General features: G+C 37.5%; 11 protein-coding genes. All 11 read left to right on the top strand.

From position 1 onward, the window contains the following. Positions 1-11: 11 nt before the first annotated feature. The gene (locus I6E69_RS04940) at positions 12-1,106 is read left to right on the top strand and encodes a flagellar basal body P-ring protein FlgI (RefSeq protein WP_024592771.1); all 1,095 of its coding nucleotides are present in this window, start codon (positions 12-14) and stop codon (positions 1,104-1,106) included. A gap of 158 nt (positions 1,107-1,264) precedes the next feature. Beyond that, the gene (gene flgJ, locus I6E69_RS04935; RefSeq protein WP_197120766.1) at positions 1,265-2,281 is read left to right on the top strand and encodes a flagellar assembly peptidoglycan hydrolase FlgJ; all 1,017 of its coding nucleotides are present in this window, start codon (positions 1,265-1,267) and stop codon (positions 2,279-2,281) included. A gap of 1 nt (position 2,282) precedes the next feature. After that, positions 2,283-4,286: a flagellar hook-associated protein FlgK gene (flgK, locus tag I6E69_RS04930; protein ID WP_197120765.1), complete on the top strand. Its 2,004-nt coding sequence runs from the start codon at positions 2,283-2,285 to the stop codon at positions 4,284-4,286. Positions 4,287-4,288: 2 nt separating this feature from the next. Continuing rightward, positions 4,289-5,542 (top strand): flagellar hook-associated protein FlgL, encoded by a 1,254-nt coding sequence (gene flgL, locus I6E69_RS04925; RefSeq protein ID WP_197120764.1) that lies wholly within the window; start codon positions 4,289-4,291, stop codon positions 5,540-5,542. A gap of 292 nt (positions 5,543-5,834) precedes the next feature. After that, the gene (locus tag I6E69_RS04920) at positions 5,835-6,653 is read left to right on the top strand and encodes a flagellin (RefSeq protein WP_197120763.1); all 819 of its coding nucleotides are present in this window, start codon (positions 5,835-5,837) and stop codon (positions 6,651-6,653) included. Between the two features lie 192 nt (positions 6,654-6,845). After that, a complete protein-coding gene (locus I6E69_RS04915) occupies positions 6,846-7,661 on the top strand; it encodes a flagellin (RefSeq protein ID WP_197120762.1) in 816 nt (271 codons plus the stop codon). A 75-nt stretch (positions 7,662-7,736) separates the two neighbouring features. Beyond that, entirely contained in the window at positions 7,737-8,129 is a 393-nt protein-coding gene (locus I6E69_RS04910; RefSeq protein ID WP_197120761.1) for a flagellar protein FlaG, read from the top strand. Between the two features lie 10 nt (positions 8,130-8,139). Continuing rightward, positions 8,140-9,531, top strand: a complete 1,392-nt coding sequence (gene fliD / locus I6E69_RS04905) for a flagellar filament capping protein FliD (RefSeq protein WP_197120760.1) — start codon at positions 8,140-8,142, stop codon at positions 9,529-9,531. Positions 9,532-9,541: 10 nt separating this feature from the next. Continuing rightward, complete coding sequence (gene fliS, locus I6E69_RS04900; RefSeq protein ID WP_024589955.1) at positions 9,542-9,961, top strand: flagellar export chaperone FliS; 420 nt, start codon at positions 9,542-9,544, stop codon at positions 9,959-9,961. Positions 9,962-10,036: 75 nt separating this feature from the next. Further along, positions 10,037-10,312 (top strand): hypothetical protein, encoded by a 276-nt coding sequence (locus I6E69_RS04895; protein WP_155945816.1) that lies wholly within the window; start codon positions 10,037-10,039, stop codon positions 10,310-10,312. Next, entirely contained in the window at positions 10,305-12,371 is a 2,067-nt protein-coding gene (locus I6E69_RS04890) for a 6-hydroxymethylpterin diphosphokinase MptE-like protein (RefSeq protein ID WP_197120759.1), read from the top strand. The genes I6E69_RS04895 and I6E69_RS04890 overlap by 8 nt, the downstream gene beginning before the upstream one ends. The last annotated feature ends 34 nt before the right edge of the window (positions 12,372-12,405 follow it).

Genomic DNA, 12,405 nt, shown 5'->3' with positions numbered 1-12,405 from the left:
AGGGTAACAACATGAATAGCCTTAAAGCTTTATGTTTAGTTGTGTTATTAGGTTGGCAGTTTACTGCCAGTGCTGAGCGCATAAAAGATGTGTCTATGGTTGAAGGCGTACGCTCTAACCAATTAGTCGGTTATGGCTTAGTGGTTGGTTTACCGGGCACCGGCGAGCAAAACTCATACACACAACAAAGTTTTAGAGGCATGTTGAACAGCTTTGGTATTACGCTACCTTCAACTCAAAGTCCTAAAATTAAAAATGTTGCCGCTGTTGCTGTACATGCAGAATTACCTGCATTTAGAAAGCCCGGGCAAACAATCGATATTACGGTTTCTTCTATTGGTAGTGCAGGCAGCTTACGTGGCGGTACTTTACTACAAACTTTTTTAAAGGGTGTAGACGGTAACGTGTATGCAATTGCACAAGGTAGTTTAATTGTTGGTGGCTTAGGTGCACAAGGTCTTGATGGTAGTAAGGTTGTAATTAACACCCCTACAGTTGGTCGCATACCAAATGGTGCAACAGTTGAACGCACAGTAGAAAGCCCATTTATGCAAGGCGATTACATTACCTTCAATTTAAACCGCCCAGACTTTACAACGGCAAAACGCCTAGAAAAAACAATTAATGACTTAGTTGGCCCAAATAGCGCACAAGCAATAGATTCTGTTTCTATTCGTGTTATAGCACCACGCGATGCATCCCAGCGTGTATCGTATTTATCAACACTCGAAAACTTAGAATTTAAGCCAGCTGACATGGCCGCTAAAATTATAGTTAACTCGCGCACCGGTACAATTGTCATTGGCAAAAACGTTAAGCTTCAGCCTGCGGCTATAACTCACGGTGGCTTAACAGTAACAATTGCAGAACAACAAAATGTGTCACAACCAAACCCGCTAGCAAACGGTGATACAGTTGTTACACAGCAAAGTATTATTGATGTAAACCAAGACGACTCGCGCGCCTTTGTATTTAATCCAGGTGTAAGCCTTGACGATTTAGTTCGCGCAATTAACGAAGTAGGCGCAGCGCCTGGTGACTTAATGGCTATTTTAGAAGCACTAAAAGAAGCCGGCGCAATTAACGGACAGTTAGTTGTTATATAAATAACCCAAGCCAATAAATAACGTATTACTTAAGCCCTAGATATAGGGCTTTTTATTTACAGCAACTTAAGTTTATTATTTTTATCTTCCTCGTTTTATCGGTAGTGGCTCAATTTTTGCATTTTTAACTGCATTATTCATTTTGTGTCAAAAAGCCGATGGAAACTAATCACCTCGATAAACAAAACTTTTTTGATTTAGGCAACTTAGATTCACTTCGTAAAGAAGCCTTAACGAGTGGCGATGCATCAACTGATGCTTCCAAAGCTGCGCTCAAAAAAGCGGCCGCACAATTTGAAGCTATTTTTACGCAAATGTTGCTCAAAGGAATGCGCAAAGCTAACGAAGCATTTGAAGACAAAGACAGTCCATTTAATTCAAGTGGCGTAAAGTTTTTTGAAGAAATGCACGATCAGCAACTTTCAACAGAGCTTTCATCAAATGGCTCGTTAGGCCTTGCCGATTTAATTGTTCAGCAGTTATCGCCTGAGTCTAAAAACTTTATGCCAGGCTCGGTGCTTAGAACAACCAACGATATTTTTAGCGATACGCAAGTCGGATCCGCTCTTCCTCATGAGCAAAAAAATAAGCAATCCGATCTTATCGTTAATAACACTCAAGCCGATATTGCTGAGCCTAAAGTCGATACTGCAGAGTCTAAAGCTGATAGCCCAACATTTAAAAATGCAGAAGAGTTTGTAAGTTCAGTATGGGAACACGCTAAAACTGCAGCGCAAAAAATTGGTTTAAATCCTGCGGTAATGGTTGCACAAGCGGCACTTGAAACCGGTTGGGGTAAACACATTATTAATAAAAGTGACGGTGGCAGCTCAAATAACTTATTTAATATTAAGTCAGATAAAAGCTGGGAAGGCGATAAAGCAAGTAAAGTAACGCTTGAGTTTGAACAAGGCACACCCGTTAAAAAACAAGCCAGCTTTAGAGCCTACGATTCAATTAAAGATAGCGTGAACGACTTCGTTGATTTTTTAACGCAAAACCCACGCTACAAAGAAGCATTACAAAATACAGCAAAACCAAATGACTTTTTAGATTCATTACAAAAAGCAGGTTATGCAACCGATCCAAATTATGCCAGCAAAATAAAAAAAGTGCTCAATAGCAGTCAGCTAAAAGACATTGCGGCAAACGTGATCCGCCAAGGAGTAGAGTAACATGTCGTTTAATTTATTAAACATTGCCAGTTCTGGGGTTAGAGCAAGCTCGGAGCTATTGCAAACGACAAGTAAAAATATTGCCAATGTAAATACCGTAGGCTACGTACGTGAGCGTACTGAATTTACCACTATGGTTGATAACCAAGTGGGGCGAGGCGAAACATACCGATTACTAAACGAGTTTGCTCAGTCACAGCTAAATCGTGACACCTCTAATAAATCGTTTTTCGATCAGTTTATTACTGAGGCAAATAGAGTTGATACTATTTTTTCTGAAGAGTCGAACAACCTTTCGACCGGAATTAACTCTTTATTTAATAACGTACAAGAAGCACTAAATCAGCCGTCATCTACCGTTGCCCGCTCATTAGTAATGACAGATGCGCAAAGCTTAATTGATCAAATGGATAGACTTTCGGGCATCGTGCTTGATCAAAAAAGTGTAGTGAACGAGCAGCTCGAAATATTTTCAGATGAAGCAAACTCACTAATTCAAAGTATTAGTACGCTAAATCAAAATATTGCAGCAGTTAATGGTACTAATAATGCCGCAGATGCAAGCTCTACCTATAACGAACGCGATAAAGCAATACGCGACTTATCAGAGCTAATAGACATAGAAACGCTTGATGGTCCAAATGGCGAAAAACTCGTTTTTATGGGCACAGGCGAAGCAGTGGTTATGCAAAATGGTGCATTTAACCTATTTTCGATGACAGGGGATCCTGATCCTAATTTTAAAGAATTCACGCTTGACGTTAATGGTGGCAAAGCAGTGCCGCTTGAAGTTGATGTAAGTAAGCTTAAAGGAAAAATTGGCGGCTTACTTGCTTTTAGAGATGACATATTAGTTCCTGCGCAAAACCAAATTGGTCAAATGGGCTTAGCGATAGCTGATGCATTTAACGAACAAAACAAATTGGGTATGGATGCAACAGGTCAGCTAGGGGGTAATATTTTTAATATTCCTACCGTTGGCGCTTATGCGTATCAAGCTAACACAGGTACTGCCGGTATGACTGCAACGGTAGAGCCAAGTAAGGGCAGTGAACTTCCTGCCAGTGACTTTATTATTACTTATACAGCTAATGCTAATGAAGTAAGTATTCAGCCTATAGATAACAAAGGCGATCCGTTAGGGCAGCCTTCACTTGCTGATATATCGACAGGTGTTATTGATTCATCGACTATAACCTCAGGCGAATCATTTGGTCTTCAAGTAAATGTATCTGGGGCAGGTGTTGAGGGTGATCAGTTTCAAATAAAGCTTAATTCAGATGCCGCTTCAAGTATTACACTTGCAACAGGGCGCGCAGAAGATTTAGCACTAGCATCGCCTATTCGTACTGCTAACGATTTAAATAATATAGGTACCGCTACTATTTCAGCGGGAGAAGTAACAAGTGTTACCTCCGGTGGATTTACTTCAACACCAAGCTTAACAAACGGTGAAATAACGCTTGTTAAAACAGGTAATGCTAACGAATATCAAATTACAGATAATAGCGGAACGAGTACTTTTACTATTACGCCTCCTGCAAAAGGAATGTTATCGCAAGCGGGTGCCCCATTTGATACCTACGGATTCGATTTTGATATAGAAGGTACACCAGCAACAGGCGACACCTTTACACTTGAGTTTAACGAAGGCGGCTTTGATGATAACCGTAATGGTTTAAAATTAGCTGATTTACAAAATGGTGAGTTAGTCCGTTTAAATGTAGAAACAACAGCAACGGCCGACAACCATAAAACGTTCAACCAAGCTTATTCAGGATTAGTGAGTGATATAGGTGTTATAACTGGCCAAGCAATCACAAGTGGTAGTGCGTTTAATGCATTAGCAGAGCAGTCTGAGGCATGGTACGAGTCGCTATCTGGTGTGAACCTTGATGAAGAGGCTGCAAATTTACTGCGTTTTCAGCAATCATATTCAGCATCAGCACAAGTTTTAGCAGCAGCTCAAGAAATTTTTGACACCTTATTAAATGCGGCGAGGTAATTATGCGTTTATCAAATAATTTAATGTACCAAAACAACATAAATAAAATACTCGACAACCAACAAGGTGTTGCAAATGCTCAAGAGCGAGTAACAACAGGTGAAAAGTATTTAACCACCTCAGAAGCACCAGCTGCTATTTCGCAAGCTATGCTGTATTCAAATAAAATACAAACTAATGAGCAATACACTAAAAATATCGACCAGCTTAGTAATAGATTAAATAGTGAAGAAACTATATTAGAAAGTATTAACTATGCTATACAAAAAGCACAAACATTAACAATTCAAGCAGGTAACGGAGCATTAAGTAAGTCTGATTTAAGTTCTATAGCTTCAGAATTAGAAGGGATACAAAGTAGTATACTTGACCTAATGAATACCCGTTTAGAAGATGGGAAATTTATATTTTCAGGTTACCAAGACAATACGCAACCATATCAGTTTGACTCAGTTGCAGAAGAATACACTTATAATGGCGACCAAGGTCAGCACCAAATAACTATAGCTGAAGGTGTATCAATTAAATCAAGCGATAACGGCTTTGATACGTTTGAAAAGATTGATGCGCGGTTAAACGTAAAATCTAACACGGCAAGTGTTTCAGGCTCTATTACAGCGGCAAGTGTATATGTTGACGGCCAAGCTGAGTTTGACAAGTTTCATCAAGAAAATTACAACGCAGACCCAGCAGCTTCGGCAACAGCAAATACATATAGTGTATTAGTAAGCCCAGGTGCTACAGCAACAGATCCACAAACCTACGAAATATACCGAGACGGCGCAGCACTAACCCCCGCAGTAACTGGCGAAGTTAACGATGATACAATTGAATACGCAGGTATGACGATTGAATTAGAAGGCAGTGCGCCTGGACAGCTAGATATTAGCCTTGAAAAACCAGGCAAAGAAAACGTACTTAATACATTGCAAGCACTTATTGCAGGCCTTAACGATGGCACACTTGAAGGTGATGACTTTCAACAAGTACTTGCTGATGGAGTTGTACAACTGCAGAATGCAGGTGAACAAGTTGTATTTACCCAAGCAAATTTAGGCGGGCGGCTAAATGTAGTCGATAGAATTACAGCTTCAAACTTGTCGATTGACATACAAAATAAAAGTAATCGCTCTAACTTAGTAGAAGTTGATATGGTTGAAGCAATTAGCGAATTGACCAAGCAAGAAACTGCATTGCAAGCATCGCAGGCAACTTTTGGGCGTTTATCCAACCTTTCATTGTTTGATTATTTGTAAATTCCGTTATTAGAGTTATTAGCTTACTAAAAGGTAATAACTTGCCTCCTCGCATATAAAAACAAGTGAAAGTGAGCGGCAAAAATATGTCACTTACTAATAACTCTCTTATGAAAGTATGTTAATTCAAACCCATTCTACTGCCTTTCCGAATAAATCAATTAAAAACAATTGCTTAAGTTTTTTTGTTAGTTGGCATGACTCATGCATTTAAACTAACAAAGATAAACTACAAATAGTGGTTCCTGCTTAAAGCATATAGAACCGCACCTTAACACTAGGAGATGGTAAAATGGCCTTAACAGTAAACTCAAATATTGCTTCGATAAACTCTCAAAGAAATTTAGCAAACTCGACGAATGACCTTAGTACTTCGTTTGAAAGATTATCATCAGGTTTGCGTGTAAACAGCGCAAAAGATGATGCCGCTGGTTTGCAAATTGGTTCTCGTTTAACTACTCAGGTAAATGGTTTAAATCAGGCTGCTAGAAATGCAAACGATGGTATATCAATATCACAGACTGCTGAAGGAGCTCTTGATGAAACAACAAGTATGTTGCAACGTATGCGTGTTTTATCAATTCAATCAGCTAACGGTTCTAATAGCGATGATGATAGAGCTGCGCTGCAAAAAGAGTTCGCCCAATTACAAGAAGAAATGGACAGAATAGCTGAAACAACGACATTTGGTGGAGTAAACGTTCTAAATGGTACTTATTCTGCTGAGTTTCAGGTTGGTGCAGATGCAAACCAAACCATTTCAGTTTCAATTGCTACAAGTATGGGGGCTACAGGGTTGGGAGTTATAACAGATACTATTTCGACAGCGGCCGGAGCGCAAACAGCGATTGATAGTATAGATGACGCATTAAAAATCGTTAATGATGTTAGGGCTGATTTAGGTGCCAAACAAAATCGTTTTAGTTCTACAATTCGAAATTTAAGTAATGTTGCAGAAAATGTATCGGCTTCTAGATCGCGCATTATGGATGCCGATTTTGCTGCGGAAAGTGCTAGCTTGGCTCGAAATCAAGTATTGCAACAAGCATCAAGTACTATACTTGCTCAGGCAAATCAGCAGCCTCAGATTGCATTATCATTATTACAGTAACCATTACCTTCAAATTAAAGCTAGGTTTTACCTAGCTTTGAGGCTTTAGAAAATAAAAATAAAAAATAAAGCTAAAAAACATTAAAGTAAATAAATCTAGCGCCGATAACTTAATTGAATCAGGAATCACAGAGCAAAATACGTTTAACGTTAAGCTTGATTCCCATCTAGTTAAATTATTAGGAGGCTATCATGGCTTTAAGCGTAAATACAAATGTAATGTCATTAAACTCACAGCGTAACTTATCAAATTCTACAAACGATTTATCTACGTCATTCCAGCGTTTATCTTCTGGTTTACGCGTAAACAGCTCTGCTGACGATGCAGCTGGTTTACAAATAGGTTCTCGCTTAGAGTCTCAAATGAATGGGTTAGACCAAGCGGCGCGTAATGCAAATGATGGTATTTCAATAGCTCAAACTGCTGAGGGAGCGTTAGATGAAACAACAAACATGTTACAACGCATGCGGGTATTGTCTATCCAAGCAGCAAATGGTTCGAACAGCGATGACGACCGCGCAGCTCTAAATAATGAGTTTGAACAACTTAATCTAGAAATAACACGTATTGCTGAGACAACCACGTTTGGTGGTGTAAATATACTTGACGGTGGTTACTCAGCTGATTTCCAAGTAGGCGCAGATGAAAATCAAACTATATCAGTCTCAATAGCAACTAGTATGGGTGCTACTGGGTTATCTACTGCAGCTCTAAGTATCGGTACTGTAACTGGCGCTCAAGAAGCAATTGCAAATTTAGATGATTCTTTGAAAGCTGTAAATGATGTGCGAGCTGAACTAGGTGCTAAGCAAAATCGCTTCAGTTCAACGGTACGTAACTTAACAAACGTATCTGAAAATGTTGCAGCTTCACGATCTCGTATTATGGATGCTGATTTTGCAGCAGAAAGCGCTAGTCTTGCTCGAAACCAAGTTTTACAGCAGGCATCAAGCTCTATGTTAGCGCAAGCTAACCAACAACCACAGATTGCTTTGTCTCTTTTATAAAAAAAGCTTATTTAAGAAAAGCTTTGTATACTGGAGATATCTGGTAGACAAAGCTTTTTTTTTGGGAGAAATTAAATGGAGTCAAATAGCGCTGATTTAAACAAACAGAACTTAAATATCAATTTAACTTCTGTTTTAAGTGAAGGGCGGCAACTCACTTTAAATGCCAGTGATGAAAAATTAGAACAAGAGGTTCAAGTTAGTCCTAGTGAACTTGTTTCGGTACAAAATTTGCATGAGTCAGTTTTAAAAATTGAATCACTCTCTCAACTGCAAACGAAACAGTTTGAGTTTAACATTCATGAAGAATCTAAAAAATCATTTGTTGTAGTGACAGATTCCGAAACAAATGAAATTATACGTCAAATACCAAGTGAAGAAGTGCTGGAGCTAGCAAGTAAAATTGATAAATTACAGGAAGAAATTTTTGGAACTTCGCTAGGTTTACTTTTTGACCAAGAAATTTAGGGGCTAAATTATGGCTAGTATTACATCTGCAGGGGTAGGTTCAGGTTTAGATCTTGAGTCTATAATTGAAGTAACTATTCAAGCTGAAAGCGCAGTTAAGACAAATCAACTCAATGCTCGTGAAATAAATTACACAACAGAGCTATCAGGTGTTGGAACTTTTAAAGCGGCCCTCGATACATTTAATGATGCACTTGCTAAACTTGGTGATGATGAAACGTACAATTCTAGGCTTGTATCATTCGGTAATGGTTTAGAGGAGTCAGAGCAAGCATTTGAAGTAGAAGTAGGCAGCTCTATGCAATCTGGAGACTTTTCTGTCGAAGTGTTGCAATTAGCAAAGGGCTCTAAATTACAATCTGTAGCATTAGGTGCTTCCAATAGCACTATTGGCACTGGCAATTTAACGTTTAATGCAGGTGGATCTGAATTTACAGTAAATATAGAAAGCGCAGATACCCTCGAAGATATAAGAAATAAAATAAATAAAGAAAGTGAAAACTTTGGTGTTAGTGCGAATATAGTAAATAGTGACTCTGGCGCAGTTTTAACATTTAGCTCTTCCATTTCAGGTGACGGTAATACACTTACAGTTACATCAGATGATGATTCACTTGCTGCCATAGCAACGAGTTCTCCTAGTGGCAGCTCCGGCATGATTATTCAACAACAATCACAGGATGCAAAGGCATTAATTAACGACCAGACTGTAAGTAGCTCCACTAATGAATTAAGTGATAAAATACAAGGTACTACAATAACTCTTAAATCAGTAACTACTCAACCCCAAGAGTTTAGTGTTTCTGTCGATGAAGATGTAGTAAAAGAGGGTTTGCAAGAGTTTGTTGATGCTTATAATGTTCTTAAAGGACAGTTAGATACAGTGTCAAATGCTTCATCTGGGTCTTTGGCATCAGACAGCACCGTTAGAACTGTGGAACAACAATTGCAAAGAATGTTTACTAATGATCTAGGTGGTACTACAGAGATACAGTCATTGTTAGAAATAGGTATTAACTTTAACCGTGAAGGTGAGATGGAAATATCATCATTAGGTATTGGCACATTACAAAGTGGTGAAGAGTTACTAAATAGTACGATCTCTGATAGGTATAGCTCATTACAAAGTTTTTTTAGCAGTGATGATGGTCTAGTAAATAAGGTCGATAGCTTAATTGAACTTTACACCGGTAGTGGTGGATCTTTATTAAAAAGAGAAGAAAGTCTTAATGTGTCTTTAGAAAAAGTTGAAACAGACAGAGAGACTTTGAGTGAAAGACTTATAAACCTTGAAGCATCACTACGAAGCCAGTATGCGTCTTTAGATAGCATAATTGCACAATACCAAACTTCTAGCTCTTATATATCAAGTATATTAACAAGTGTATCAAGTGATAATTAATAGGAATAATATGAACTTACGTGTAAACACCTATAAAAAAGCTCAAAAAGAACTTTCTCTTTCAGAAGCCAATCCTCATCAAGTTATTCAAATTTTGATGAGAGAGTTTTTAACTCAAGTATATCAGGCTAAAGTTTTTATTCAGCGTTCAGATATTGAGTCTAGAAATAATAGTATTAAAAAAGCAATTGGTATTATAGGTGGATTAAAAGGAGGATTAAATTTAAAGCAAGGTGGTGATATAGCTGATAACTTAAATGCTCTTTATGATTATTTAGTTATTAGATTATCAGAAGCGAATACACAAAATTCGATAGATATTTTAGATGAAATAAAGGAGCTGTTTTCGCCCATAAAAGAAGCTTGGGATGGTATTACAGAGGAAGACAAACAAAAAGGTTTTGCACTTTTAGAGCAAAGTGGTTTGTAAGTGGATAAGTCTCTCAATTATAAGGCGATGCAGCTTAGTGAGTGCCTAAAAAACTTACTTAAAGAAGAGTGCTCTATGATAAAGGCTGAAGACTATAGCGGTTTAGCAGAGGTTATCAAACAGAAAAACAACTTGTTAGCCGAATTACTTGAGCTATCCAGTAGTCTCGAACCAGAAAGTAAGGCGTTTGTCAGTAAGTTTATGGTGCAGTTCCAAGCAGAAACTCAAAAGCATTATGACTTGTTAGGTGATGAAAAAGTAAGGCTGCATATGTTACTTATCTCAATGCAAAAAAAGAAAAAACAGCTAAAAGCTTACTCAATAGTTAAGGAAGCGAGTAATTATGAATGACCTAACATTGGCTATAAATGAAAAGTTAGATGAACTTGAGCGCTATCAATCATTTTTACAGACACAGATTGAAAATAGAAAAAAATACGAGGCTAAATTAAAAGATTTTATAAGGCCTGATTTTGATTTAGAAAAAATGTTTCAATCTAATATGTTAGCTTTTGAGGCTATTTATCCTGATATTTACAATACTTTTTTAAATTATCAGCTCTCCCGCTTTGAGTTGCATATGGAAGACGGAAAAGTTAATGTTTATGACACTAAAGAAAAAATAAACCTATATAAACATGATATTTATCAAGATTCATATGTACAGTATTTAAGCTTTCAAGATAACCCAGTTGTGCTAACTAACAAGTTTTCTGTCCGCGAAAAAATCAGTGATGGATTTATTCATAGTCATTTTTTAAATGAGCTTGCTATTAATTTAAAACAGCAGAACGAGCAAAAGAAAAGTAATCGACTACCTAAGGTTTTGCCAACTTTAATGCTAATGGGAATAGGTTGCGGTTATCATATTCACTCTATCTTAAGTGACCATATAGTGAAAAAGCTCTATATTTATGAGCCTCATATTGATCTTCTTTATTTAAGCTTATTTTTAACTGATTGGTCGCACATTTTTGAGCAGCTTAACGTAAATAATACTGAATTGCATTTTAGCGTTGGTGAGTTTGATACTGAACTGGGTATTAGTAAAGAAGTGGAATCGGTGTTTCAGCGATTTGGTCGCTTTTTCTCAGGATATAGCTTTTTATATAAACATTATCATGATGACTATCTCGACCGTGTTACTAAGCAACTTTCACAGCAATTTGTTGGTAATATTTTAGGGTTTGGTTTTTATGATGATGCTATCCTCAGTATTGAAAACTTCTCAAAAAACTTTGACGTGCCTTTTCTTAGGCCTGATAGCTTAGAGAAGTTAAAAGATATACCTGTCTTCTTAATTGCTAATGGTCCATCATTAGATAAAGACATACAATGGCTGATTGAGCATCAAGATAACGCAATTATTATAAGTTGTGGCACGGCACTCAGTGCTTTGCATCAATATGGATTAAAGCCAGACTTCCATTGTGAGATGGAGCGCTGCCAAGTAACACATGATGTATTAGCTTCTTTTTACGATAAAGAGTTTTTTAGTGATATTACCCTTTTAGCTTTAAATACTGTTTTACCTTCTGTGTTTGCTATGTTTGAAAATAAAGTCCAAGGCGTAAAATGGGGGGAAGCAAGTAGCAAGCTTTTTGTTCAAGGTCTAGGGCTTCAAGTGAAACCTGCATTATTGGTGAATTGTAATCCAACAGTGAGTAATTGTGCGCTGGCTTTTTGTGAAAAAATAGGTTTTACCGATATTACCTTATTTGGTGTTGATATGGGTTATAAATCTGAGCAACATCACTCCAAAAACAGTGTGTATTATAAGGGCGACCAAGACTCTGGCTTATATAAACACAAAGCAAAATATAAACTAAAAGGTAATTTTGATCCTGATGCTTTTGTAGAAACAGATGAGATATTTAAGTACTCTCACTCTGTACTTGAAAGAACATTAGCGAAAAATTCGCATTTAAAGGTAAAAAATTGCAGTGATGGAGCCTATGTTGAAGGTGCAAAGCCAACTCAGACCGACTCATTAGTTAGTACTCCAATAGAAAATAAAGCAGCACTGGTTTCACATATAGCTGACGCGATTAAAAGCTCAGAAACTTATACTAATGATGCTTTTGCTGCGATCCACAATGATGTACCGTTGTTTTTAGATTTATGTAATTTATTTATTGAGCAACTGTCAAGCCAACCGGCTTCTATTAATGCAGTGTTAGAGGTACTAGATGAGCAACTTAGTCGGCTGTCAAGTTTTCATAACACGATGATTAGTTACTTTGATGAGATATTACGCGGCACTATTTTACATACCCATTCTATGTTGGTTAATTCGTTGTTTAGCCATGAAGAAGAAAGGCAGGCGCTAGAAAACTATCGGCATAGTGCACAGATAGTTTGCAATTACTTGGAGGCGATAAAAGAAGACTATATAGTGAAGTTTGGTTAATCTAGAGTGTAGAGGAGGAACTTCTCTATTTACT

Origin of the sequence: Pseudoalteromonas sp. NZS100 (assembly GCF_015864815.1) — a bacterium.
Taxonomy (GTDB): Bacteria; Pseudomonadota; Gammaproteobacteria; order Enterobacterales; family Alteromonadaceae; genus Pseudoalteromonas; species Pseudoalteromonas distincta.
This window is presented reverse-complemented; position numbering and strand designations above follow the sequence as displayed.

Excerpts from the sequence above, each read along its gene's own strand:
- I6E69_RS04940 (WP_024592771.1), top strand. The coding sequence starts at position 12 with ATGAATAGCCTTAAAGCTTTATGTTTAGTTGTGTTATTAGGTTGGCAG.
- flgJ (WP_197120766.1), top strand. The coding sequence starts at position 1,265 with ATGGAAACTAATCACCTCGATAAACAAAACTTTTTTGATTTAGGCAAC.
- flgK (WP_197120765.1), top strand. The coding sequence starts at position 2,283 with ATGTCGTTTAATTTATTAAACATTGCCAGTTCTGGGGTTAGAGCAAGC.
- flgL (WP_197120764.1), top strand. The coding sequence starts at position 4,289 with ATGCGTTTATCAAATAATTTAATGTACCAAAACAACATAAATAAAATA.
- I6E69_RS04920 (WP_197120763.1), top strand. The coding sequence starts at position 5,835 with ATGGCCTTAACAGTAAACTCAAATATTGCTTCGATAAACTCTCAAAGA.
- I6E69_RS04915 (WP_197120762.1), top strand. The coding sequence starts at position 6,846 with ATGGCTTTAAGCGTAAATACAAATGTAATGTCATTAAACTCACAGCGT.
- I6E69_RS04910 (WP_197120761.1), top strand. The coding sequence starts at position 7,737 with ATGGAGTCAAATAGCGCTGATTTAAACAAACAGAACTTAAATATCAAT.
- fliD (WP_197120760.1), top strand. The coding sequence starts at position 8,140 with ATGGCTAGTATTACATCTGCAGGGGTAGGTTCAGGTTTAGATCTTGAG.
- fliS (WP_024589955.1), top strand. The coding sequence starts at position 9,542 with ATGAACTTACGTGTAAACACCTATAAAAAAGCTCAAAAAGAACTTTCT.
- I6E69_RS04895 (WP_155945816.1), top strand. The coding sequence starts at position 10,037 with ATGATAAAGGCTGAAGACTATAGCGGTTTAGCAGAGGTTATCAAACAG.
- I6E69_RS04890 (WP_197120759.1), top strand. The coding sequence starts at position 10,305 with ATGAATGACCTAACATTGGCTATAAATGAAAAGTTAGATGAACTTGAG.